The sequence below is a fragment of the Acidimicrobiales bacterium genome (genome assembly GCA_036273495.1).
GTDB lineage: Bacteria > Actinomycetota > Acidimicrobiia > Acidimicrobiales > JAJPHE01 > DASSEU01.
Genome location: DASUHN010000203.1, coordinates 1 through 23,642 on the forward strand (window position 1 = coordinate 1; position 23,642 = coordinate 23,642).

At 73.4% G+C, this 23,642-nt stretch carries 24 protein-coding genes; all 24 read left to right on the forward strand.

Going from position 1 to position 23,642, the window contains the following annotated elements:
- Positions 1–1,277 (forward strand): pilus assembly protein PilM (pilM, locus tag VFW24_08485; protein HEX5266798.1); only part of this gene is annotated, 1,277 nt, incomplete at its 5' end.
- Positions 1,274–2,038, forward strand: coding sequence for a type 4a pilus biogenesis protein PilO (gene pilO, locus VFW24_08490; protein ID HEX5266799.1), 765 nt, complete (start codon positions 1,274–1,276; stop codon positions 2,036–2,038). The genes pilM and pilO, both read left to right, overlap by 4 nt.
- A complete protein-coding gene (locus VFW24_08495) occupies positions 2,035–2,721 on the forward strand; it encodes a hypothetical protein (protein ID HEX5266800.1) in 687 nt (228 codons plus the stop codon). Before pilO ends, VFW24_08495 begins: the two co-directional genes overlap by 4 nt.
- A 52-nt stretch (positions 2,722–2,773) precedes the next feature.
- On the forward strand, positions 2,774–3,961 hold the full coding sequence (gene aroC, locus VFW24_08500; protein ID HEX5266801.1) for a chorismate synthase: 1,188 nt from the start codon (positions 2,774–2,776) through the stop codon (positions 3,959–3,961).
- On the forward strand, positions 3,958–4,491 hold the full coding sequence (locus VFW24_08505) for a shikimate kinase (GenBank protein HEX5266802.1): 534 nt from the start codon (positions 3,958–3,960) through the stop codon (positions 4,489–4,491). Before aroC ends, VFW24_08505 begins: the two co-directional genes overlap by 4 nt.
- Positions 4,488–5,498, forward strand: coding sequence for a 3-dehydroquinate synthase family protein (locus tag VFW24_08510; GenBank protein HEX5266803.1), 1,011 nt, complete (start codon positions 4,488–4,490; stop codon positions 5,496–5,498). The genes VFW24_08505 and VFW24_08510 overlap by 4 nt, the downstream gene beginning before the upstream one ends.
- Positions 5,495–5,953, forward strand: a complete 459-nt coding sequence (locus VFW24_08515) for a type II 3-dehydroquinate dehydratase (GenBank protein HEX5266804.1) — start codon at positions 5,495–5,497, stop codon at positions 5,951–5,953. Before VFW24_08510 ends, VFW24_08515 begins: the two co-directional genes overlap by 4 nt.
- Positions 5,950–7,071, forward strand: a complete 1,122-nt coding sequence (locus tag VFW24_08520; GenBank protein HEX5266805.1) for an aminopeptidase P family protein — start codon at positions 5,950–5,952, stop codon at positions 7,069–7,071. Before VFW24_08515 ends, VFW24_08520 begins: the two co-directional genes overlap by 4 nt.
- Before the next feature lie 12 nt (positions 7,072–7,083).
- Complete coding sequence (gene efp / locus VFW24_08525) at positions 7,084–7,644, forward strand: elongation factor P (GenBank protein HEX5266806.1); 561 nt, start codon at positions 7,084–7,086, stop codon at positions 7,642–7,644.
- A 5-nt stretch (positions 7,645–7,649) separates the two neighbouring features.
- Positions 7,650–8,060 carry a transcription antitermination factor NusB gene (nusB, locus tag VFW24_08530; GenBank protein ID HEX5266807.1) on the forward strand — a complete coding sequence of 137 codons (411 nt, stop codon included), beginning with the start codon at positions 7,650–7,652 and terminating at the stop codon, positions 8,058–8,060.
- A 72-nt stretch (positions 8,061–8,132) separates the two neighbouring features.
- Complete coding sequence (gene pyrR / locus VFW24_08535; protein HEX5266808.1) at positions 8,133–8,684, forward strand: bifunctional pyr operon transcriptional regulator/uracil phosphoribosyltransferase PyrR; 552 nt, start codon at positions 8,133–8,135, stop codon at positions 8,682–8,684.
- Positions 8,681–9,673, forward strand: coding sequence for an aspartate carbamoyltransferase catalytic subunit (locus tag VFW24_08540; protein ID HEX5266809.1), 993 nt, complete (start codon positions 8,681–8,683; stop codon positions 9,671–9,673). Before pyrR ends, VFW24_08540 begins: the two co-directional genes overlap by 4 nt.
- Positions 9,666–10,973 carry a dihydroorotase gene (locus VFW24_08545; protein HEX5266810.1) on the forward strand — a complete coding sequence of 436 codons (1,308 nt, stop codon included), beginning with the start codon at positions 9,666–9,668 and terminating at the stop codon, positions 10,971–10,973. Before VFW24_08540 ends, VFW24_08545 begins: the two co-directional genes overlap by 8 nt.
- The gene (gene carA, locus VFW24_08550; GenBank protein ID HEX5266811.1) at positions 10,970–12,127 is read left to right on the forward strand and encodes a glutamine-hydrolyzing carbamoyl-phosphate synthase small subunit; all 1,158 of its coding nucleotides are present in this window, start codon (positions 10,970–10,972) and stop codon (positions 12,125–12,127) included. The genes VFW24_08545 and carA overlap by 4 nt, the downstream gene beginning before the upstream one ends.
- Positions 12,127–15,441, forward strand: a complete 3,315-nt coding sequence (carB, locus tag VFW24_08555) for a carbamoyl-phosphate synthase large subunit (GenBank protein HEX5266812.1) — start codon at positions 12,127–12,129, stop codon at positions 15,439–15,441. The genes carA and carB overlap by 1 nt, the downstream gene beginning before the upstream one ends.
- Positions 15,438–16,415 (forward strand): dihydroorotate dehydrogenase, encoded by a 978-nt coding sequence (locus VFW24_08560; GenBank protein HEX5266813.1) that lies wholly within the window; start codon positions 15,438–15,440, stop codon positions 16,413–16,415. The genes carB and VFW24_08560 overlap by 4 nt, the downstream gene beginning before the upstream one ends.
- Before the next feature lie 11 nt (positions 16,416–16,426).
- On the forward strand, positions 16,427–16,747 hold the full coding sequence (gene mihF / locus VFW24_08565; protein HEX5266814.1) for an integration host factor, actinobacterial type: 321 nt from the start codon (positions 16,427–16,429) through the stop codon (positions 16,745–16,747).
- Positions 16,748–16,755: 8 nt separating this feature from the next.
- The gene (locus tag VFW24_08570; GenBank protein ID HEX5266815.1) at positions 16,756–17,289 is read left to right on the forward strand and encodes a hypothetical protein; all 534 of its coding nucleotides are present in this window, start codon (positions 16,756–16,758) and stop codon (positions 17,287–17,289) included.
- Positions 17,289–17,573, forward strand: a complete 285-nt coding sequence (rpoZ, locus tag VFW24_08575) for a DNA-directed RNA polymerase subunit omega (GenBank protein ID HEX5266816.1) — start codon at positions 17,289–17,291, stop codon at positions 17,571–17,573. Before VFW24_08570 ends, rpoZ begins: the two co-directional genes overlap by 1 nt.
- A gap of 13 nt (positions 17,574–17,586) precedes the next feature.
- Positions 17,587–18,807 (forward strand): bifunctional phosphopantothenoylcysteine decarboxylase/phosphopantothenate--cysteine ligase CoaBC, encoded by a 1,221-nt coding sequence (coaBC, locus tag VFW24_08580; protein HEX5266817.1) that lies wholly within the window; start codon positions 17,587–17,589, stop codon positions 18,805–18,807.
- Entirely contained in the window at positions 18,807–20,003 is a 1,197-nt protein-coding gene (metK, locus tag VFW24_08585) for a methionine adenosyltransferase (protein ID HEX5266818.1), read from the forward strand. The genes coaBC and metK overlap by 1 nt, the downstream gene beginning before the upstream one ends.
- 56 nt (positions 20,004–20,059) lie before the next feature.
- Positions 20,060–21,790, forward strand: a complete 1,731-nt coding sequence (locus VFW24_08590; GenBank protein ID HEX5266819.1) for a hypothetical protein — start codon at positions 20,060–20,062, stop codon at positions 21,788–21,790.
- A 16-nt stretch (positions 21,791–21,806) separates the two neighbouring features.
- Positions 21,807–22,676, forward strand: a complete 870-nt coding sequence (locus tag VFW24_08595) for a methionyl-tRNA formyltransferase (GenBank protein HEX5266820.1) — start codon at positions 21,807–21,809, stop codon at positions 22,674–22,676.
- A 3-nt stretch (positions 22,677–22,679) separates the two neighbouring features.
- Positions 22,680–23,642, forward strand: a 963-nt coding sequence (locus tag VFW24_08600) for a transcription antitermination factor NusB (protein ID HEX5266821.1), incomplete at its 3' end; no start/stop codon positions are given.

Below are 23,642 nucleotides of genomic sequence, written 5' to 3' on the forward strand. Positions count from 1 at the left end.
CGGGGGAGCCCAGGCTCCAACTGCTTCTGGCCGCCGCCCAGCGCACGATGCTCGACGTGCACATGCGGACCTGTCAGATGGCGGGACTCCGGGTCATCCGGGCCGACCCGATGCCTCTGGCGCTCGTGCGTTCGCTGGGCCGGACCGGCCTCGAGTCTCTCGAGGAGAGCGGCCCGGCCGCCGAGGCCATTGTCTGTGTAGGGGCCGGCATCACAACCGTGGTGATCCACGAGGACGGGATACCGAGGTTCGCCCGGTTCCTGTCCGAAGGGGCGGGGGCGGCCACGAACGCCGTGGCGTCCGAGCTGGGGGTCGATCTCGACACCGCTGAGGACCTGAAGCGGCGGGTTGGCGCCGGTCCCGCTTCGGGCGGGGACGCCCGTGCCGATATCGCGGTCTCCCGGGTCGTGACCCGGCTGGTCGACGAGATCGACAACTCGATCCGCTTCTTCACCTCCCAGGCCGGCGCCGCCCGATTGGGTCGGGTCCTGCTGGCCGGCTCCGGCAGTCGCCTGGCCGGCCTCCACGACCGGCTCGCCGCCATGGCCGGCGTGCCCGTCGAGGCGGCACGCCCCAGTGGATGGGTCTCGGTCGACGCGGGTCTGAGCCCGGAGGAAGCGGAGCGGGCCGAGCCGAACCTGCCGTCGGTCATTGGGCTGGCCCTCGCTGCTGGGCCGTTGGTGGGAGGAAGGCGAATCAACCTTCTTCCGACAGAGGTCACCCGGATTCGCGCCGACCGTGCCCAATATGTGGGAGCGGGTGCGGCAGTCGTCGCCGTCGCAGCTCTACTGGGTGCCCTCTGGGCGCTTCGTGGCAACCAGATCAGCTCCCGGAAGAAGGCGGCCCAGAACGCTCAGACCGAAGCCTCCACGCTCAGCGAGCAGATCAACCAACTCGGAGGCGTTACGCAGATCCAACAGACGGTGGCTCAGAAGCAGCAGCAGGTGAGGTTGGCGCTCGCCGGTGACGTCGATTGGGCTCGCCTGATCGAGAGCGTCGCCTCCGCTATGCCCGACGATGTGTGGTTGACCTCGCTCAACGGCACCTCGGCGAACGCAGGTACAGCTCAGGTAACGGTAAACGGGAAAGGCTTGTCCCAACCGTCGACGGCCGCCTGGATCGAGCGAATCGGCGACTTGACATCCCTCACAGATCTCTGGGTAGCCAACTCGGCGGGCTCAGGTAACGGGCAGCCCGTCACGTTCACGTCCGACGCCAACCTAACATCGGCTGCGAATTCCGACCGCCTCGGGAACTACACCGGGAACCAGCCGTGAATCGGATCAACCGTCCGGTCGTGTTCGGAGCAGCAGGTGTCATCGTCGCAATGGTCCTGGCGTGGTGGTTCCTGCTTTGGGGCCCGCGCAATCGTTCCTACAACGATGCCAACACCGCCGCTCAGCAGGCTCAAGGTCAAGTCGAGCAGCTGCAGGCACAACTGAACCGACTGGAGAGCATCAAGCAGCAACTTCCTCTCCTGCAGGCTCAATTGGCGAAGATGCAGGTCGCTGTACCTGACAAGCCTCAGCTCGATCAGATCATTCTCAATATCAACACCGCCGCCGTGAACTCGGGCGTGCAGCTCCTTTCGATCGCCCCGACTCCACCCGCCGCGACCGCCACCTCAGGGGCAGGCGCTGGTACTTCGGGGGCACCCCCGTCCATCCGCGTCGCTCTGTCCTTGAAAGGCGGATACAACCAGGTCCTAGACTTCATCAATCGGCTCGACGGTCTCCCGCGGCTTGTTGTCATCGACACGGTCGGCCTGACGAGCAACGCCACGGGGCCGTCCGGTACGTCCACCGTTGGTGAAGCGGGAGCAACGACCGCTACTACGGCCCCGGCCGAGCTGACCATCTCATTGACCGTGCGCCTGTTCACGACGACGGCGGCGCCCGCCGCCGGTGCCACGACCACGACCACCGCCCCCTCCGCCGCGTCGGGGTCGACCACGACCACCGTCGCCGGAGGTGGGACCGCCACCACCTCCACCACAGCCCCCACCACGGCCACGACGTCCGGCAACACCGGGGGTTGACCGTGGCCGGTGGCGCGGGCGGCCGGTGGGCCGGCATGGACCCGCGCAGCCGGCGGGCGCTGGCCATCGGCGCTGTCGCCGTCGTCGTGCTGATCGCCTTCCTCGGCGTGAAGTTGGCAGGCGGGGGCGGGGGAGGAGCGCCGGCGGCGGCGCCGAGCAGCCCCGCCACCACTCTCGCTCCCGGGATACCGGGGGGGCTGCCCCCGACGACCACCGCCACCGGGAGCGGTACCACGCCGTCGACTTTCGAGGTCTTCTCGTCCAAGGACCCGTTCCAGTCCCCGTTGGGGTCCGCGACCACGACGCCCGGGGCCGGGAGCGTCGGCACCTCGGGCCCGGGCGGGACGGGGTCCGGCCCGGGTGCCTCCGGCCCGACCTCCACGACCGCCGGCTCGGGCCCGGGGCCGGTCGGCACCAGCGGGGCCAGCGCGGCGGGCGGGACCACCGGGGGCTCGACGGCCCCGAGCCGGGGCCAGCAGGTGGAGCTGCTCGACGTCTACGCCAGCAACGGCAAGGACTTCGCGAGCATTCAGGTGAACGACACCGTGTACAGCGCGTCGACCGGGCAGACCTTCGACACCGACTACCGGGTCGTGGACCTCTCGCTGGCCACCGGGTGTGGGGACTTCGCCTTCCAGTCGAGGGGATTCCACCTCTGCAAGGGCCAGCAGATCCTCAAGTAACCGGCGGGGAATGCCCGGCCGGTCGGGGCAGGGTCACGGGTAGATTTCTGTGGTGCTGCGCTACCTGACCGCCGGCGAGTCGCACGGTCGCGGCCTGGCCGTGATCGTCGAGGGCCTCCCGGCCGGCCTTCCCCTCACCATCGAGGAGGTCCAGGGAGAGCTGGCCCGCCGCCGCCTGGGATACGGCCGCGGGCCGCGCATGCGCTTCGAGGCCGACGAGGTCACCCTGCTCGGGGGCATCCGCCACGGCCGGACCCTCGGCTCCCCGGTGGCCATCGAGATCGGCAACACCGAGTGGCCCAAATGGACCGAGGAGATGTCCCCGGCCCCGGGCCGGACGGCCAAGCCCCTAACCCAGCCCCGTCCCGGCCACGCCGACCTGGCGGGCATGCAGAAGTACGGCTTCGACGACGCCCGCGACGTGCTGGAGCGGGCGTCGGCCCGGGAGACGGCGGCCCGGGTGGCGGCCGGGGCCTGCGCCAAGGCCCTGCTGGCCGAGCTCGACGTGGCGGTGCTGAGCCACGTGGTGCAGATCGGCCCGGCCGTGGCCAAGCGGTCGGACCGGCCCACGGCCGCCGACCTCGAGACCGTCGACGCCTCCGATGTCCGCTGCTTCGACCCCGACGCCGAGCAGGACATGGTGGCGGAGATCAAGGCCGCCGCCAAGATCGGGGACTCGCTCGGCGGCGTGGTGGAGGTGCTGGCCTACGGGGTGCCGGTGGGCCTGGGCAGCCACGTCCATTGGGACCGCAAGCTCGACAGCCTGCTGGCCGGTGCGCTCATGAGCATCCAGGCGGTGAAGGCCGTCGAGATCGGGGAGGGCTTCGAGTCGGCGGGGCGGAGAGGCTCCGAGGCCCACGACGCCATCTCCTGGGACGCGGGCACGGCCGAGTACCGCCGGGAGACGCTGCGGGCCGGCGGCATCGAGGGCGGCATGTCGACCGGGTCGATGATCTCGGCGCGGGTCGGGATGAAGCCGCTGGCCACCCTGAACCGTCCCGTGCTCAAGACCGTCGACGTCTTCACCAAGGAGGAGACGGTCTCGTTCAAGGAGCGCACCGACGTCACCGCCGTGCCCGCCATGGGCGTGGTGGCCGAGACGATGATGGCGTTGGTGCTCGCCGACGAGGCGCTGCGGAAGTTCGGCGGGGACTCCCTGGCCGAGGTGGTGCGCAACCGGAACGGCTTCCTGGCGTCGCTGCCCGACCAGCACGGCTCCGGCGCCGGAAGCGGGCGGTGAGCGGGGCCCCGCGGGTCCTGCTCGTCGGGATGATGGGTTCGGGCAAGACCACGATCGGCCACCTCCTGGCGCGTCGGCTGGGCTGGCGCCATGTCGACAGTGACGCCCAGGTCGAGGTGGCCACCGGCCGGAGCGTGGCGCAGATCTTCGCCGAGGACGGCGAGGCCGCCTTTCGTGTGGAGGAGGCCCGCGCCCTCGCCGAGGCGGTGACCTCTCCCGACCCGGTCGTGGTGTCGGTGGCCGGGGGCGCCGTGCTCGACGCCGACAACCGGGCCCGGATGAAGGGTGCCGGCTGTGTGGTGTGGCTGCGCGCCCGCCCCGAGACCCTGGCCGGTCGGGTGGGTTCGGGGGCGGGCCGTCCGCTTCTGGAGGGAGACCCGGCCGGGAACCTGGCCCGGCTCGACGCCGTGCGCCGTCCGCACTACGAGGAGGTGGCCGATCACGCCGTCGACGTCGACGATGCGGCGCCCGACCGGATCGTGGACCTGATCGCCGGGTGGTGCGCCCCGACGGGAGCCGAGCGCGGATGATCCGCGTCGAGGTGCCGCTCGGAGAGGGGTCCTACCCGGTGGTGATCGGGGCCGGCAGCCGCCACGAGCTGGCGTCTCTTCTTCCCGACGCCGTCGAGCGGGTGGCGGTGGTGACCCAGGAGCAGGTCGGGGTGGAGGTGGACACGGGGCGCAAGCAGTGCACCTTCACCGTCCCCGACGGGGAGCGGGCCAAGGGAATGGGAGAGGTCGAGGGGCTGTGCGGCGGCTTCGCCCGGTTCGGGCTGACGCGTGCTGACGCGGTCGTGGCCGTCGGTGGGGGGGTCGTGACCGACCTGGCCGGGTTCGCCGCTTCGGTCTACATGCGGGGCGTGGCGGTGGCCCACGTCGCCACCACGCTGCTGGCGCAGATCGACGCCGCCATCGGGGGCAAGACCGGCGTGGACCTGCCCGAGGGCAAGAACCTGGTGGGGACCTTCTGGCAGCCGGTGGCGGTGGTGTGCGACACCGAGACGCTCGCCACCCTGCCGCCCCGCCACCTGCGGGCAGGGAGGGGGGAGATGGCCAAGTACGCCTTTCTCGGCGTTCCCGATCTCACCGGGCTGCCCCTCGACGAGCAGGTGGCGGCGTGTGTCGCATGCAAGGTCGAGGTGGTCACGGCCGACGAGCGCGAGTCCGGGCGGCGGGCCATCCTCAACTACGGCCATACCCTGGCCCACGCCCTGGAGGCGGCCGCCAGCTACGAGGGGATCCTGCACGGGGAGGCGGTGGCGGTGGGACTGGCGTTTGCCGCTCGTCTGGCCCGCCGGCTGGGACGGATCGACGACGCCCGGGTGGCGGAGCACGACCGGGTGGTGGCCAGCTTCGACCTGGCGTCGGCGCTACCGGCGGACAGCCGGGTGGACGAGCTGGTCACGCTCATGGCGCGGGACAAGAAGGCGGTGAGCGGGCTCACCTTCGTCCTGGACGGTCCCGGGGGCATCGAGGCGGTCCCCGGTGTGGATCCCACGCTGGTCGGGGAGACCCTCGTCGAGATGGGGGCGCGATGACCGACCCGGGGCGTTGCGTGCTCGTCCTGTCCGGGCCCAACCTCGATCTGCTGGGCCAGCGCGAGCCCGAGATCTACGGAACGGCCACCCTGGACGACCACGTGGCGACGGCGCGTCAGGCCGCCGATGCCGCCGGTCTCGAGATCGAGCACCTGCAGTCCGACTCCGAGGCCGATCTGGTGCGCGCCGTGCACGCGGCGCGGGGCCGCTGCGCGGCGCTGATCGTCAATGCCGGAGCGTTGACCCACTATTCGTGGTCGCTGCACGACGCGCTCGCCACGTTCGACGGGCCGGTGGTGGAGCTGCACATCTCCAACCCCGCCGCGCGCGAGCCGTTCCGGCACACGTCCGTGGTGGCCCCGGTCGCGTCGGGGTTGGTCGCCGGCTTCGGCGGGTTGGGCTACGAGCTGGCGGTCCGGGCCGTGGCGCGCCTGCTCGAGGAAGGAGAACGGTGAGCCCGGGAGCTCACGCCGCCGATCTGGCGCCGATGGGGGTGGCGGGCAGGGTCGGGCACCTGCGCCGCGACCTTCCCGATGCCGGTTGCGACTGTCTCCTCGTCACGTCGCTGTCCAACGTGCGCTACCTCTCCGGGTTCACCGGCTCGGCCGGCATGCTGCTCGTCGGCCCCGACGACACACTGCTCGTCACCGACGGGCGCTATCGCACCCAGGCCGAAGAGCAGCTGACGGCCGCCCGCGTAGACGCCCGGATCGAGATCGGGGGCCTGGCCGACCAGCACCGGGCCCTGGCCGAGGCGGTGGACCACGGGCGGCGGGTCGGGCTGGAGGCGGCCGCGGTCACCTGGGCGGCCCAACGGGTGCTGGCCGAGCTGTTCGAGGGCTCGGAGCTCGTGCCCACGACGGGAGCGGTGGAGGCCCTGCGTCGCGTCAAGGACGAGGGGGAGCAGGCCCGGGTCCAGGCCGCCGCCGCCATCGCCGACCGGGCCCTGGAGCAGATCCTGGACCTGCTGGTCGACGGCCGGCCCGAGGCCGAGGTGGCCCTGGAGCTCGACTCGACCATGCGCCGGCTGGGGGCCCAGGGCAGCGCCTTCGAGACCATCGTGGCCGCCGGCCCCAACGGGGCCAAGCCCCACGCCCGGCCCGGGCCCCGTCCGGTGGGGCGGGGGGAGCTGGTCGTCATCGACTTCGGCGCGACGGTCGACGGGTACCGCTCGGACATGACCCGCACCTTCTGCGTGGGCCCGCCCGCCGACCCGACGCTGCAGCGGATGTACGAGGTGGTCCAAGCCAGCCAGGCGGCCGGGGTGGAGGCCGTGCGGGCCGGCGTGGCCGCGTCGGACGTCGACGGCGCCTGCCGGGACGTGATCGAGGAGGCGGGCTGGGGGGACCGGTTCGTGCACGCCACCGGCCACGGAGTCGGTATCGACATCCACGAGGCGCCGGCGGTGTCGGCCACCTCGGCTGATACGCTCGAAGAGTCATCGGTCGTCACCGTGGAGCCGGGCGTGTACCTCCCGGACCACGGAGGTGTGCGGATCGAGGACACCCTGATCGTGACGGAGCAGGGCTGCCGGGCGGTCACCCGATTCCCCAAGCAGCTGGTGCTCGGCTGAGCGGAGGCACGGATGTCGGTATCGACCAACGACCTGAAGAACGGGATGACCCTCGACCTGCCTGAGGGGTTGTTCTCGGTCGTCGAGTTCCAGCACGTCAAGCCGGGGAAGGGCGGCGCCTTCGTGCGCACCAAGCTCAAGAACGTCCGGACGGGGGCGGTCATCGAGCGCACCTACCGCGCCGACGAGAAGCTGGCCCAGGCCATAGTCGAGAAGCGCGAGATGCAGTTCCTCTACCGCGACGGTGAGCAGTACGTGTTCATGGACAACGTCAGCTACGACCAGATGAACGTGGACACTCCTGCGCTCGGCAGCGCCGCCAGCTACATGAAGGAGGGGGACTCGGCGGTGCTGCAGATGTACGGCACCGAGATCGTGGGGGTCGACCTGCCCGCGGCCGTGGAGCTGACCGTGGCTGAGACCGAGCCCGGGGTGCAGGGGGACCGGGTGTCCGGGGCGCGCAAGCCCGCCACCCTGGAGACGGGACTGCTCGTGCAGGTGCCCCTGTTCGTCAACACCGGAGACCGGGTCAAGGTCGACACCCGGACCGGGGAGTACATCACCCGGGCCTGACGATCATGGCCCCTACCGGCAGCCGGCGGGCGGCGCGTGAGCGAGCCATGTCGCTGCTCTACGAGGCCGAGGCCAAGGGCCAGGACGCCGACGTCGTCCTGGCGGCGCTCCCCGTCAGCCCCGATCCGTTCGTGGTCGAGCTGGTCGAGGGCGTCGGCCACCACCGCCAGGAGATCGACGGGCTGATCTCCCGGTTCTCGATCGACTGGCCGCTCGTGCGCATGCCCGCCGTCGACCGCAACCTGCTGCGCCTGGCCGTGTTCGAGCTCACCCAGCGGCCGGCCACGCCGGTCGGGGTGGTGATCGACGAGGCCGTGGAGCTGGCCAAGCGGTTCTCGACCGACGACTCCGGCCGGTTCGTCAACGGGGTGCTGTCGGCCGTGGCGGCCGTGGTGCGGGGCCCGCTGCTAACCTGACCGTCTGACCGTGAAGCGGGTCCCGTGAGGCCCGCACGGACAGAAGGAGCCTGGTTGGCGGAGAGAGAGCGAATGTTGACGCCCCCGCGTGGGGGCGTTTTCGTTGCCCGGGCCCAGGTCATGAGCGCCGCCGACGTGACCCGCGCCCTCACCCGTATCACCCACGAGATCGTGGAGCGCAACCACGGGACCGACGACGTGGTCCTCGTCGGCCTCCAGACCGGGGGGGTGTCCCTGGCCCGGCGGATCTCCGAGACCCTCGAGGGGAGCTACGGGACGGCCGTGAGCGTGGGCTCCCTGGACGTGGCCTTCTACCGCGATGACATCGGCCTGCGCCCCGTGCTGCCCGAGGCGGTGACCGACATCCCCTGGGACCTCACCGGCCGGAAGGTGGTGCTGGTCGACGACGTCTTCTTCACCGGCCGGACGGTCCGGGCGGCGCTCAACGCCCTGTCGGACTACGGCCGGGCCCAGGTCGTGCAGCTGGCCGTGATGGTCGACCGGGGCCACCGCGAGCTGCCGATCCGGCCCGACTACGTCGGCAAGAACCTGCCGACCCGCCGCGACGAGATGGTCGACGTGGCCGAGGACGGGGTCACCATCGGTGACGTGGTGGTGAAATGACCACGGCCACCGTCGAGGCTCCCGTGGTCAGCGTGGCCGCCCCCCGCCACCTCCTTTCGGTGGCCGACCTCGGGGCGGCGGGGATCCGCGAGATCCTCCGCCTGACCGACAGCTTCGTGGAGGTGAGCGAGCGGGCCATCCCCCGGGTGCCGGCCCTCCGGGGCCGGACCGTGGCCACCGTGTTCTTCGAGGACTCGACCCGCACCCGGCTGTCGTTCGAGGCGGCGGCCAAGCGGCTGTCGGCCGACACCATGACCTTCAGCGTGGGGTCGTCGTCGGTCAACAAGGGGGAGTCGCTGCGTGACACGGTGGAGACGGTGACCGCCATGGGCGTCGACGCCGTCGTGGTCCGCCACCGGTCGGCGGGGGTGCCGTGGCAGGTGGCCCGCTGGGTGGACGCCAGCGTGGTGAACGGCGGGGACGGGTGGCACGAGCACCCCACCCAGGCCCTGCTCGACTGCTACACGATCCGCCAGGTGCTCGGCGGGCCGACCTCCGAGGACCCGTTTCCCGGGCTGCGGGTCGGGATCGTGGGTGACGTCAAGCACAGCCGGGTGGCCCGTTCCAACGTCCTGGCCCTGTCCGCCCTCGGGGCCCGGGTGACCCTCGTGGCCCCGCCGACCCTCCTGCCCCCGTCACTGGCGGGGTGGCCGGTCGACGTGTGCCACGACCTCGACGCCGTGGTCGCCGACCTGGACGTCGTGTACCTCCTGCGCATCCAGGCCGAGCGGATGAGCGAGGCGCTCCTGCCGTCGCTGCGGGAGTACTCGGCCCGCTACGGCATGACGAGGGAGCGGGCGGCGCGGCTCTCGGCGGACTCGATCGTGATGCACCCGGGCCCGATGAACCGGGGGGTCGAGATAGCCGCCGAGGTGGCCGACCTGCCCTGCTCGGTGATCACCCGGCAGGTGAGCAACGGAGTGGCGGTGCGGATGGCGGTGCTGTTCCTGCTCCTCGGAAGCCCGGCCCAGGCGGACGCCCGTGGCTGACGTCCTGATCCGCGGGGGCACGGTCATCGATCCCCGCGGGGTGCGCCGGGCCGACGTGGCCGTCAGCGGCAAGGTGGTCGTCGGCGTCGGGGACGACCTGGCGGCGCCGCCGGGCGCCGTGGTCCTCGACGCCACCGGTTGCGTCGTGTGCCCCGGCTTCGTCGACCTCCACACCCACCTCCGCGAGCCCGGCCGCGAGGAGGCCGAGACGATCGAGAGCGGATCGCGAGCGGCCGCCCTCGGCGGCTACACCGCCGTCGTGGCCATGCCCAACACCGATCCCCCCATCGACAGCGCCAGTGTGGTGCGCGAGGTGCACGAGATAGCCCGCCGGGCCCTGTGCGACGTCGAGGTAGCCGGCGCCATCACGGTGGGGCGGGCGGGGGAGCGGCTGGCCCCGCTGGCGGAGATGGCCGGCCTCGGGGTGCGGCTGTTCACCGACGACGGGGCCGGGGTCCAGGACGGCAGGCTCATGCGCCGCGCCTTCGAGTACGCCGGGCCCCTCGGGGTGACGCTGGCCCAGCACTGCGAGGACGCCGCCCTGGCCGCCGGCGGCCACATGAACGAGGGAGAGTGGTCGAGCCGCCTCGGCATTCCCGGCATCCCCGGGGAGGCCGAGGAGCTGATGGTCATGCGCGACGTGGCCCTGGCCCGCCTGACAGGCGGCCGGATCCACTTCCTCCACCTCTCCACCGCCGGCTCGGTCGCCGTGGTGGGGGCCGCCCGGGCCCAGGGCCTCAAGGTCACCGCCGAGGCCGCGCCCCACCACCTGGCCCTCACCGAGGCCGAGGTGGCCGGCTACGACCCCGTGTTCAAGGTGAACCCGCCCCTGCGCACTGCCGCCGACGTGCGCGCCGTGCGGCGGGGCCTGGCCGAGGGGGTGATCGACGCCATCGCCACCGACCACGCCCCCCATCCCCAGGAGGCCAAGGAGGCGCCGTTCGACCAGGCGCCCCCGGGGATGATCGGGCTGGAGACGGCGCTGGCGGTGGCGCTCACCTACCTGACCGAGGAGGAGGACGGCGTGGCGCCCATGGCGCTGGCCGATGTCATCGGGGCTCTCTCGTGGCGGCCGGCGGAGATCGCGGGTGTGGCCGAACGCCACGGTGGTCCGCTCGGGGCGGGGGCGCCGGCCAACGTCTGCGTGTTCGATCCCCGGGTCCGCTGGACCGTCGATGCCGCGGCCGGGGCCAGCCGGAGCCGCAACAGCCCCTTTGCCGGGCGGACGCTCACCGGACGGGTGCGCCATACCGTCCTCAACGGGGAGCCGGTCGTGGTCGACGGAGAGGCGCAGCGGTGAGCGCAGGCGAGCGCCAAGCCCGTCCGCCGGCCCTGCTCGTGCTGGCCGACGGCACCGTCTTCGAGGGTGAGGCCGCCGGCGCCCCCGCCGAGGTGGCCACCGGGGAGCTGGTGTTCAACACGGTGATGAGCGGCTACCAGGAGGTGATCACCGACCCGTCCTACGCCGGCCAGGTGATTGCGTTCACCTACCCCCACATCGGGAACTACGGCGTGGCCGCCAGTGACGACGAGAGCCGGCGGCCCTTCTGCCGCGGCGTGGTGGTGAGGGACCTGTCCGACCGCCCGAGCAGCTGGCGCTCCAGCCGGACGTTGGAGTCGTTCCTCCAGAGCCACGGCGTCCCCGCCCTGACCGGTGTGGACACCCGCCGGCTCACCCGCCACGTCCGGGAGGCGGGGGCGATGCCGTGTGCCTTCGGCACCGCGTCCGAGGAGCGGCTCCTAGTTGCGGCCCGGGCCGAGCCGGGGACCGACGGCATCGACCTGGTGGCCACGGTCACGACCGACCGGCCCTACCGGGCGGGTCACGGGCCCCTCTCGGTCGTGGCCTACGACTTCGGCATCAAGCGGGCCATCCTGGCCCAGCTGGGAGCGATGGCCACGGTCGAGGTGGTGCCGGCCTCGACGCCGGCCGACGAGGTCCTGGCCCGGTCACCGGACGGGGTGTTCCTGTCCAACGGCCCCGGGGACCCGGCGGCCGTCGGCTACGCCACCGAGACCATCTCCCGGCTGCTCGGGCGGGTGCCGGTGTTCGGGATCTGCCTCGGCCACCAGCTGCTGGCGACCGCCCTCGGCGCCCGCACCTTCACGCTGCCGTTCGGGCACCACGGCGGCAACCACCCGGTGCGCCGGCTGGCGGGCGGGGCGGTGGAGATCACCAGCCAGAACCACAACTACGCCGTCGACGGGTCCAGCCTGGACGCCGCCGACGTCACCCATGTCAACCTCAACGACGGGGTGGTCGAGGGCATCCGGTGCCGGGACGTGCCGGCGTTCGGCGTGCAGTACCACCCCGAGGCCGGGCCCGGGCCCCACGACGCCCGGTACCTGTTCGAGGAGTTCAGGGGGATCATGACGGCCGGGCGGGGGGCCGGGGCCCCACTCTCCGGAGGAGTCGGGGTGCAGGGGACCCGCCGGGCTGAGGACATCGCCTGATGCCGAAGCGCGAGGACATCGAGTCGATCCTGATGATCGGGTCGGGCCCGATCGTCATCGGCCAGGCCTGCGAGTTCGACTACTCCGGTACCCAGGCGTGCCGGGTGCTGCGGGCCGAGGGCTACCGGGTCATCCTGGCCAACTCCAACCCGGCCACGATCATGACCGACCCCGAGCTGGCCCACCGGACCTACGTGGAGCCGCTCGACCCCGACGTGCTGGCGGCCATCATCGAGCGCGAGCGTCCCGACGCGCTGCTCCCGACCCTGGGCGGCCAGACAGCGCTGAACCTGGCGATGGCGCTGCACGAGCGGGGGGTGCTCGAGGCGTACGGCGTCGAGATGATCGGCGCCAACGCCGAGGCCATCCGCACGGCCGAGGACCGGGAGCGGTTCAAGGCGGCGATGACCGGCATCGGGCTCGAGGTGCCGTCCTCGGGCTTCGCCTACTCGCTCGACGAGGCGATGAAGGTGGGGGAGGAGATCGGCTTCCCGCTGATCATCCGGCCGTCCTACATCCTGGGCGGCCACGGCACGGGCATCGCCCACGACGCCGACACGCTGCGCGGGCTGGCCGCCACCGGTCTGGCCGCCAGCCCGATCAGCGAGGTGCTGGTCGAGAGCTCGATCGCCGGGTGGAAGGAGTACGAGCTCGAGGTGATGCGCGACCGCGCCGACAACTGCGTCGTCGTCTGCTCGATCGAGAACTTCGACCCGATGGGCGTGCACACCGGGGACTCGATCACGGTGGCCCCGGCGCAGACCCTGTCCGACGTCGAGTACCAGGCCATGCGCGACTCGGCGTTCGCCTGCATCCGCCGCATCGGCGTGGACACCGGGGGCTCGAACATCCAGTTCGCCGTCGATCCCACCGACGGGCGCCAGGTGGTGATCGAGATGAACCCCCGCGTGTCGCGGTCGAGCGCCCTGGCGTCCAAGGCCACGGGCTTCCCGATCGCCAAGATCGCCGCCCGGTTGGCGGTCGGCTACACCCTCGACGAGATCGCCAACGACATCACCCGCAAGACCCCGGCCAGCTTCGAGCCCACCATCGACTACGTCGTCACCAAGGTGCCCCGCTGGGCGTTCGAGAAGTTCCCGGGCACGGCGGAGATGCTGGGCACGCGCATGCAGTCGGTCGGGGAGGTCATGGCCATCGGCCGGACGTTCCCCGAGTCCCTGCAGAAGGGGTTGCGCTCGCTCGAGCACGGACGGCTCGGCCTCAACTGCGACCCCGCCGAGCAGCTCTTCGACCGGCTGTCCGACGACGAGCTGGTGCGGCGGGCGGCGGTGGCCACCCCCGACCGGCCCTTCCAGCTGGAGGCGGCGCTGCGCCGCGGCATCAGTGTGGAGCGCCTGGCCGAGGCCACGGCCGTGGACCCGTGGTTCCTCGACCAGCTGGCCCACGTCACTTCCGAGCGCGCCCGCCTGGCGGAGCGGGGCCTGGCCGGCATGGACCGCCCCGCCTGGCGCCGGGCCAAGCGGCTGGGCTTCTCAGACGCCCAGCTCGCCTACCTGTTCGGGGCGCCGGAGGACGAGGTGCGCGCCGCCCGCCGCGCCGCCGGCGTCACCGCCACCTTCAAGACCGTCGACACGTGCGGCGCCGAGTTCGAGGCGTCGACGCCCTACCACTACTCGACCTACGAGGACGAGGACGAGGTCCGGCCGGGGGAGCTGCCCAAGGTCGTGATCCTGGGGTCGGGGCCCAACCGCATCGGCCAGGGCATCGAGTTCGACTACTGCTGCGTCCACGCCAGCTTTGCCCTCAGGGACGCGGGTTACGAGACGGTGATGGTGAACTGCAACCCGGAGACGGTGTCGACGGACTACGACACCAGCGACCGGCTGTACTTCGAGCCCCTCACCACCGAAGACGTCCTGAACGTGCTCGAGGTGGAGACGCGGGCCGGAGGCGGGCCGGTGGTGGGGGTGATCGTGGGGCTCGGCGGACAGACCCCGCTCAAGCTGGCGTCCCGGCTGCCGGAGGGGCTGATCCTCGGTACCGGCCCCGACGCCATCGACCTGGCCGAGGACCGCGAGCGGTGGGCCGGCCTGTGCCGGAGCCTCGGCATCCCCCAGCCGGCGGGCGGCACCGCCGTGACCGAGGACGAGGCCGTGGCCGTGGCCGAGAGAGTCGGTTACCCGGCGCTGGTGCGGCCCAGCTACGTGCTCGGGGGCCGGGCCATGGAGATCGTGTACGACTCCGACGGGCTGCGCCGGGCCATGGCCGAGCTCGCTGTGGTGGGATCCCTCGGCCGGGAGGGCGGGCTGTCGGCGGAGCGGCCCGTCCTGGTCGACCGCTTCCTGGAGGACGCCATCGAGGTCGACGTCGACGCCCTGCGCGACCGGACCGGGGAGGTGCTGATCGGCGGGGTGATGGAGCACGTCGAGGAGGCCGGGGTGCACTCCGGGGACTCGGCGTGCGTGATCCCGCCGCCGACCCTGGCCCACGAGGTGGTCGAGCTGTTGGAGTCGCACACCCGCGCCATCGCCGACGCCCTCGGGGTGCAGGGGCCGATCAACGTCCAGTATGCGGTGAAGGACCACGAGGTGTTCGTGATCGAGGCCAACCCCCGCGCCAGTCGCACCGTCCCGTTCGTGGCCAAGGCTACGGGAGTGCCTCTCGCCAAGGTGGCGGCGCGCCTGATGCTCGGGGCCACGCTTGCCGAGCTGCGGACCGAGGGGCTGCTGGTCGACCCCGTCGACGGCGGCCACGTGAGCGTCAAGGAGGCGGTGCTGCCGTTCAACCGCTTCCCCGACGTCGACACCGTGCTCGGTCCCGAGATGCGCTCGACCGGGGAGGTCATGGGCATCGACACCACCTTCGGGCTGGCCTTCGCCAAGAGCCAGATCTCCGCCGGCAACCGCCTGCCCGACTCGGGATCGGTGTTCATGTCGCTCGCCGATCGCGACAAGCCCGGGGGGGCGCTGGCCGCCCGGCGCTTCGTCGAGCTCGGCTTCTCGCTGGTGGCGACGGCGGGCACGGCCCGTTACCTCGAGGCCGAGGGCATCCCCGTCGAGGCGGTGGTGGCCAAGGTGGGAGAGGGGGAGCCCTCTCCCGGCTCCCTGGACGCCGTCGACCTGATCGGCAGCGGCAAGGTGCAGCTGGTCGTGAACACCCCGCAGGGCCGCGGCCCCCGGGCCGACGGCGCCTACATCCGCGCGGCGGCGTCGGTGCACAACGTGCCCTGCCTGACGACGGTGGCGGCGGCCCGGGCGGCGGCGGCGGGGATGGCGGACTGGGGCAGCCACGCCCTCCAGGTGCGCAGCCTCCAGGAGTTCCACGAGGGGGGCCAGCTACGGCTGCCCGTGTGAGGGGCCGGCTCCCGGGGGGCGGATCCGGTGACCCGGACACCGCGACCCGGGTCGGCTCGGTGGTCCTGCCCAACCCGGTGATGACGGCGTCGGGCACGTCGGGCCACGGGGCCGAGCTCGGCGCCTACTTCGACCTGTCCGTCCTGGGGGCGGTGGTGGTGAAGTCGCTGGCGGCGGAGCCGTGGCCCGGGAACCCCGCCCCCCGGCTGGCCCCCGTCGAGGTGGGGATGCTCAACAGCGTGGGCCTGCAGGGCGCGGGGGTGGAGGCGTGGCTCGAGTCCGAGCTGCCCTCCCTCGTCGCATCCGGGGCCCGGGTGGTGGCCAGCATCTGGGCCACCACGGTCGAGGGCTACGCCAAGGCGGCGGCCATGCTGGCCGGCGCCCCGGCGGCGGTGGTGGCCGTCGAGGTGAACGTGAGCTGCCCGAACGTCGAGGACCGGCGGCGGATGTTCGCCCACTCGCCGGGGGCCACGGCGGAGGCGCTCGACGCCGCGGCGGTGTGCGGGCGGCCGCGCTGGGCCAAGCTCAGCCCCAACGTCACCGATCTCACCGAGATCGCCGCTGCGGCGCTGGACGCCGGCGCCGAGGCGCTGACCCTGGTCAACACGGTCATGGGCATGGCGGTGGACCCGGTGGCGCGCCGCCCGGTCCTGGGGGCGGGAGGGGGCGGCCTGTCCGGGCCGGCCATCCGCCCCGTCGCGGTGCGGGCGGTCTACGAGTGCCGGGCCGCCTTTCCCGACGCCGGGATCGTCGGGGTGGGCGGGGTGTCGTCGGGACGGGACGCCGCCGAGCTGATGGTGGCGGGGGCGGATGCGGTCCAGGTGGGCACCGCCACCTTTGCCGATCCCCGGGCGCCCCGACGGGTCCTGGAGGAGCTGCGGGCCTGGTGCGGGGCCCAGGGGGTGGGGCGCACGGCGGAGCTGACCGCCACTGCCGATCGGGGCGCCGCTGTCCCCGGCGGGCACGCCGATTAGGGTTCGCGCCCATGCCGCAGCCCCCCTCCCTATCGCCAGAACAGCGCCAGGCCGCCCTCGAGAAGGCGGCCGTCGCCCGCCGGGCCCGAGCCGAGCTCAAGGAGAAGCTCAAGATGGGCTCGGTGACCCTCGAGGAGCTCTTCGCCCAGTCCGGCGGGGACGACATCGTGGGCAAGATGAAGGTCCTGGCCGTGCTCGAGTCGCTCCCCGGCGTGGGCAAGGTCAAGGCCCGCAAGCTGATGGAGGAGATCAACATCCCCGACACCCGCCGGGTCCAGGGTCTCGGCAGCCATCAACGCGAGGCCCTGCTCCAGGAAACCCGCCGCAGCTGATCTTCGTCATCTTCGGGCCCGGCGGGGTCGGCAAGGGATCGATCGTCGACCGCCTGACGGCCCGTGACGACCGGTTGTGGCTCAGCCGGTCCTGGACCACCCGTCCCCGCCGCCCGGGGGAGCGGGAGGACGCCTACGTCTGGGTCGACCGGGCCACCTTCGAGGCCCACCAGGGCGAGGACGGCTTCCTCGAGACCAACGAGTTCCTCGGGCGCCACTTCTACGGCACCCCCCGGCCCGACCCGCCCCCGGGTCGGGACCTGGTGCTGGAGATCGACGTCAACGGGGCCGAGCAGGTGCGCGCCGTCCACCCCGAGGCGGTGGTGATCATGGTCGTGCCTCCCTCCGAGGAGGCCCAGGCCGAGCGCCTCCGCCACCGGGGGGACAGCCCGGCCCAGGTCGAGGCCCGCCTGGCGCTGGGGCGCGACGAGATCCCGCGGGGCCGGGCCGTGGCGGACCACGTGGTGGTGAACGACGACCTGGATAGGGCGGTGGAGGAGGTGGCCGGTATAATCGCCGGTCACCGCGCTGAAGGAGCTTGATGGCCGAACGCCCCACGATGATGGATCCCCCGATCGAGACCCTCCTCGACAAGGTGGACTCCAAGTTCAGCCTGGTGACCCTCTCGGCCAAGCGGGCCCGGCAGATCAACAGCTACTTCAACCAGCTCGGCGAGGGCCTGGGTGCCCTCGTGCCCCCTCAGGTCACCTCGGTGTCGCTCAAGCCGCTGTCGATCTCGCTGGAGGAGATCGCCGCCGGCAAGATCACCTTCATCCGGCACGAGGAGACCGAGGAGACCGAGGAGACCGAGGAGACGGTCGAGTAGCCGCTCCGGGGGCATGAGCAGCCTGGCCGGGGCCCGCGTGGTGCTCGGCGTCAGCGGTGGGATCGCGGCCTACAAGGCCGTCGAGGTCTGCCGGCGGATGGTCGACGCCGGGGCCCACGTCGTTCCCGTCCTGACCGAGGACGCCCAGCGCTTCGTCGGCCGGGTGACCTTCTCGGCCCTGGCCTCCGAGCCGGCCCGGACCTCGCTGTGGGACGACGGCGCCGACCCGATCCCCCACACCCGGCTGGGGCAGGGCGCCGACGTGATCGTGGTGGCCCCCGCCACCGCCCACCTCCTCGGCCGCTACGCCGCCGGGTTGGCCGACGACCTGCTCACCGCCACCCTGCTGGCCACCCGGGCCCCGGTGGTGGTGTGCCCGGCCATGCACACCGAGATGTGGGAGCACCCCGCCGTGCAGGCCAACCTGGCCGCGCTGGCGTCCCGCCGGGTGCGGGTGGTCCCGCCCGCCGAGGGGCGTCTGGCCGGTGGGGACGTCGGCGCGGGGCGGCTGGCCGAGCCCGACGACATCGTGGCGGCGGTGGAGGCGGTGCTGGCCGGGGGCCGGTCGCTGGCCGGGGTGCGGGTCCTCGTGACGGCCGGCGGCACGCGGGAGGCCATCGACCCGGTCCGCTTCATCGGCAACCGCAGCTCGGGCAAGCAGGGCCACGCCGTGGCGGCCGAGGCGGCCCGGCGGGGCGCCACCGTGACCCTCGTTACCACGACCGGCCTGCCCGCGCCCCCCGGGGCCGAGGTGGTCCGGGTGGAGTCGGCCGAGGAGATGGAGGCGGCGGTGCGGGGCGCCGCCCCGGGCGCCGACATCGTGGTCATGGCGGCGGCGGTGGCCGACTTCCGGCCCAAGGTGGCCGCAGACCAGAAGATGAAAAAGGACGCCGGCCCGCCCGAGATGGTGCTGGAGCCGACCCCGGACATCCTGGCCGGGCTGGCGGGCCGCAGGGGGCCGGGGCAGGTGCTGGTGGGCTTTGCCGCTGAGACCAGCGACGTGGTCGCCCATGCCCGCGACAAGGTCATCCGGAAGGGGGTCGACCTGATCGTGGCGAACGATGTATCTGCTCCGGGCGTCGGCTTCGAGCACGACACCAACGCGGTGACGATCATCGGTCCGGACGGACCGGTGGCCGAGACCGGACTGACGACGAAGGACCGGGTGGCGGCGGCGGTGCTGGATGCCGCCGTGGCCCGGCTCACAACCCCCCCTCAAGGAGGGACCAGCTGATGCCGTACCGCTACCGGTTCACCTCGGAGTCGGTCACCGAGGGCCACCCCGACAAGATGGCCGACCAGATCTCCGACGCCGTGCTCGACGCGGTCGTGGCTCAGGACCCCACCAGCCGGGTGGCCTGCGAGACCCTGCTCACCACCGGCCTGGTCGTGGTGGCGGGGGAGATCACCACCGAGGCCTACGTCGACATTTCCCGCATCGTGCGCGAGACCGTGTGCCAGATCGGCTACGACCGGGAGGCCTACGGCTTCGACGGGAACACCTGCGGGGTCATCGTCTCCATCGACGAGCAGTCCCCCGACATCTCCCAGGGCGTGAACACCGCCTTCGAGCTGCGCACCGGTTCGGGCGGGGAGGACCAGCTCAACGCCCAGGGCGCCGGGGACCAGGGGATGATGTTCGGCTACGCCTGCGACGAGACGCCCGACCTGATGCCGGTGCCGATCTGGCTGGCCCACCGCCTGGCCCACCGCCTGGCCGAGGTGCGCAAGGCCGGGGTGCTGCCGTACCTGCGGCCGGACGGCAAGACCCAGGTCACCTTCGAATACGAGGGGGACCGTCCCGTCGCGCTGCGCACGGTGCTGATCTCGACCCAGCACCAGCCCGGGCTCGACATCGACACCCTGCTCAAGCCCGACCTGCGCGAGCACGTGATCACCCCGATGCTGCCGGCGGAGTTCAGCGGCGAGCCCTACGAGATCCTGGCCAACCCGACCGGCCGGTTCGAGCTCGGCGGCCCGCACGCCGACACCGGCCTCACCGGGCGCAAGATCATCGTCGACACCTACGGGGGGGCGGCCCGCCACGGCGGCGGCGCCTTTTCGGGCAAGGACCCGAGCAAGGTCGACCGGTCGGCTGCCTACGCCGCCCGGTGGGTGGCCAAGCACGTGGTGGCCTCCGGCGCCGCCCGGCGCTGCGAGGTGCAGGTGGCCTACGCCATCGGCGTGGCCCACCCCGTGTCGATCATGGTCGAGACCTTCGGCACCGAGACTGTCGACCCCGAGCAGATCAGCGCCGCCATCCGCCAGGTGTTCGATCTCCGTCCCGCCGCCATCATCCGGGACCTCGAGCTGCGCCGGCCCATCTACCGGCGCACGGCCGCCTACGGTCACTTCGGCCGGAGCGACAAGGAGTTCACCTGGGAGGCCACGTCCCGCCTCGACGATCTCCGCAGCGCCCTGAACCTCTAGCGGGGCTGGCCGGGACGGACCCGGGTGCCCGCCGCCATCAGCGGGTAGTCAGCGTCGTGCCCGACGTGCGGGGCATCGACCGGGTCTTCGACTACTTGCTGGCGGACCTGCCCGGCCCGCCCGTCACCGTGGGCACGTCGGTGCGCGTCCCCCTGCAGGGGCGCAGGGTGGCCGGATGGGTCGTCGCCGACGACGCGGAGCCCCCGGCCGGCGTCCGGCTTCTCCCGGTGCGGGCGGTGCGGGGCATCGGGCCCGCTCCCGACGTCGTCGAGCTGGCCGGGTGGGCGGCGTGGCGCTGGGCCGGTCCGCTGGTCGCGTTCCTCGGGACGGCGTCCCCGCCCCGGCTCGTCTCCACCCTGCCTCCGCCCGGCCGCCCTCCCGGGGTGCCGGACCCCGCCCCGCCGGCCTCGGGACCGGTGGCCGAGGCCCTGGCCGCCGAGCGGTCCGTCGTCCGTCTTCCTCCCGCCGCCGCCCGCTCCGAGGTGGTGCGGGCGGTGGCGGGGTGCCTGCGCCCGGGCGGCTCGGTGCTCGTGGTCTGCCCCAGCACCGAGGACGCCGAGCGGGTGGCGGCGGTGCTGGAGGGCGATCGCATCCCTGTCGCGCGCCTTCCCGAGCAGTGGGCCGAGGCCGCCGCCGGCGGGCGGGTGGTCGTGGGGGCCCGGGCGGCGGCCTGGGGACCGGCGCCGGGGCTGGTGGCGGCGCTGGTGCTCGACGGCCACGACCAGGCCCACACCGAGGAGCGGGCGCCGACGTGGAACGCCTGGCAGGTCGTGGCCGAGCGCTGCGCCCGGGCCGGCGCCCGGTGCGTGGTGACCTCGGCGGTCCCGACCCTCGAGATGCTGCACTGGGGCCGCCTGGTGGTCTATCCCCGGGCCGAGGAGCGGGCGGGCTGGCCCCCGGTCGAGGTGGTCGACCTGCGGACCCGGGACCCCCGCTCCGGCCTGCTCACCGAGGACCTGGCCCGCTTCCTGCACCGGATCGGGCCCGAGCCGGGCCGGCCGGCCGTCTGCGTGCTCAACCGGCGGGGCCGGGCCCGGCTCCTGGCCTGCACCGGCTGCGGGGAGCTGGTCCGCTGCCACGCCTGCGAGGCCGCCATGGTCCTGCCCCGCGGCGCCGAGGCGCTGTCCTGTCCCGCCTGCTCCGCCACCCGCCCCCCGCTCTGCACGGCGTGCGGCTCGACCCGCCTGGCCCTGATCCGCCCGGGCGTCACCCGGCTGGCCGAGGAGCTGGCCGCCCTCACCGGCATGCCGGCCGCCGAGATCAGCAGCGACCGGAGCGAGGGCGCCGAGGAGGCCGCCATCGTCGTCGGCACCGAGGCCGCCCTGCACCGCGTGCGCCGGGTGGCGGGCGTCGCCTTCCTCGAGCTCGACCAGGAGCTCACCTCCCCCCGGTACCGCGCCGGAGACGCGGCGCTGGCCCTCCTGGCCCGGGCCGCCCGTCTCCTCGGAGGGCGAAGCCGGCCCCTCCTCCTCCAGACCCGCCTGCCCGACCACGAGGTGGTTACGGCGGTGGTCGGGGCCGATCCCGGCCGCTGGACCGCCGTCGAGGAGCCCCGCCGCCGTGCCCTGGCCCTCCCCCCGTACTCGGCCCTGGCCCTCCTGTCGGGGCCCGACGCTCCGGCCGTGGCGGCCGGGCTGGCCGCCGCGGGTCTCGACGCCGCCCCCGCCGGCGCACGCGACGACTGGCTGGTGCGCGCCCCCGACCACCGGGTCCTCTGCGACGCCCTGGCCGGGGTCCGGGCCGGCGGCGCCGACGTCCGGATCGAGGTGGACCCCGTCCGGGCCTGAATACCCTGGCCGTCCCATGGCCCGGCTCGTGTACCTCGGCACCCCGGAGGTGGGCGTCCCGCCGCTGCGGGCCCTGGCCGCCGCCGGCCACGAGATCGTCCTGGTGGTGAGCCAGCCCGACCGGCGCCGGGGGCGGGGGGCGGACCTGGTGGCCGCACCCGTCAAGCGGGCCGCGACCGAGCTCGGACTCCCGGTCTCCGACCGGGTCGACGACGTGCTCGGGACCGGGGCGGAGCTCGGCGTCGTGGTGGCCTTCGGCCGGCTGATCAAGCCGCACGTCCTGGCCGAGGTGCCCATGGTCAACCTCCACTTCTCCCTCCTCCCGCGGTGGCGGGGGGCGGCGCCGGTGGAACGGGCGCTCCTGGCGGGGGACGACGTGACCGGGGTGTGCCTGATGCAGCTGGAGGAGGGCCTCGACACCGGCCCGGTCTACGAGTGCGCCGAGGTCCCGGTCACCGACGAGGACACCCTGGAGTCGCTGCGCTCCCGGCTGGTCGACATCGGGACCGAGATGCTGGTGCGGCGCCTGGCATCCGGCCCCGCCGGCCTGGGGCCTCCCCGGGTCCAGGAGGGGGAGGCGACCTATGCCGCCAAGCTCGACCCGGCGGAGCTGCGGATCGACTGGACCCGCCCGGCCCGGGAGCTGGGCCGCCTGGTGCGGCTCGGCTCGGCGTGGACGACGGCGGGCGGGCGCCGGCTGCGGGTCCTCACCGCCCAGCCGGCCCCGGGCGGACCTCCCCCCGGGGCGGTGGACGGGACTCTGGTCGGGACCGGAGACGGCGCCCTCCGCCTGGTCCGGGTCCAGCCCGGGGGAAAGGCGGCGATGGCGGCCGAGGACTGGGTGCGGGGCGCCCGCCTGCCGCCCGGCGCCGTGCTCGGGGACTGAGCCGTGGCCCCTCCCGGGGTGGCCGCCCGCCGGGTGGCTCTGGCCGCCCTCCTCCGGATCGACGAGGGCGCCTACGCCAACCTGGTCGTCCCCGCCCTGATCGGCCGGTCGGAGCTGGCCGAGCGGGACCGCGCTCTCGCCACCGAGCTGGCCTACGGGGTAACGCGGATGCGCCGGGCGTGCGACTTCCTGTTCGACCGCTTTCTCCGCGGGCCCATCGAGGAGCCGGTCCGGGCGGTGCTCCGGTTGGGCGCCTACCAGCTCCACTGGATGGCCCTGCCCCCGCACGCCGTGGTCTCCACCACGGTGGAGTGCGCGCCCCAGCGGGTCCGCGGCCTCGTCAACGCCGTCCTCCGGCGGGTCGCGACCGCCGGGGCGGCGGTGGGCTGGCCCGACGCCGCCACCGAGCTGTCGTATCCCGACTGGATCGTCGAGCGGCTCGGCTCCGACCTCGGAGCGGAGGCGGCCCGGGCCGCCCTCGAGCAGATGAACCGGCCGCCCGCGGTGACGGTCCGCGAGGACGGCTACGTCCAGGACCGGGCGTCCCAGTGGGTGGCGGAGTACGTGCCCGTCGGAGCCGGTGACGTCGTAGCCGACATGTGCGCCGCCCCCGGCGGCAAGGCCACGGCCATGGGGCGGCGGGGGCCGGCCGTAGTGGCCGCCGTCGACCTGCGGGAGCAGCGGGCCGCGCTGGTCGCCGAGAACGCCGCCCGGCTCGGACCCGCCGGCGTGCGGGCGGTGGTGGGGGATGGGACGCGGGCGCCGCTTCGCCCGGCTGCGTTCGACCGGGTGCTGGTGGACGCGCCGTGCACGGGCCTCGGCGCGCTCCGCCGTCGGCCGGAGGCGCGCTGGCGACGGCGCCACGAGGACCTGCACGACCTCGTGCCGCTCCAGCTCGCTCTGCTCGACCACGCCCTCGAACTCGTCCGCCCCGGCGGCGTGGTCGTCTACGCGACCTGCTCACCG

Bases quoted from the DNA above. Each gene is read 5' to 3' on its own strand.
- VFW24_08510 (HEX5266803.1), top strand. From the start codon at position 4,488: ATGATCCGCGTCGAGGTGCCGCTCGGAGAGGGGTCCTACCCGGTGGTG.
- VFW24_08515 (HEX5266804.1), top strand. From the start codon at position 5,495: ATGACCGACCCGGGGCGTTGCGTGCTCGTCCTGTCCGGGCCCAACCTC.
- efp (HEX5266806.1), top strand. From the start codon at position 7,084: ATGTCGGTATCGACCAACGACCTGAAGAACGGGATGACCCTCGACCTG.
- nusB (HEX5266807.1), top strand. From the start codon at position 7,650: ATGGCCCCTACCGGCAGCCGGCGGGCGGCGCGTGAGCGAGCCATGTCG.
- pyrR (HEX5266808.1), top strand. From the start codon at position 8,133: ATGTTGACGCCCCCGCGTGGGGGCGTTTTCGTTGCCCGGGCCCAGGTC.
- VFW24_08540 (HEX5266809.1), top strand. From the start codon at position 8,681: ATGACCACGGCCACCGTCGAGGCTCCCGTGGTCAGCGTGGCCGCCCCC.
- carB (HEX5266812.1), top strand. From the start codon at position 12,127: ATGCCGAAGCGCGAGGACATCGAGTCGATCCTGATGATCGGGTCGGGC.
- mihF (HEX5266814.1), top strand. From the start codon at position 16,427: ATGCCGCAGCCCCCCTCCCTATCGCCAGAACAGCGCCAGGCCGCCCTC.
- rpoZ (HEX5266816.1), top strand. From the start codon at position 17,289: ATGGCCGAACGCCCCACGATGATGGATCCCCCGATCGAGACCCTCCTC.
- coaBC (HEX5266817.1), top strand. From the start codon at position 17,587: ATGAGCAGCCTGGCCGGGGCCCGCGTGGTGCTCGGCGTCAGCGGTGGG.
- metK (HEX5266818.1), top strand. From the start codon at position 18,807: ATGCCGTACCGCTACCGGTTCACCTCGGAGTCGGTCACCGAGGGCCAC.
- VFW24_08595 (HEX5266820.1), top strand. From the start codon at position 21,807: ATGGCCCGGCTCGTGTACCTCGGCACCCCGGAGGTGGGCGTCCCGCCG.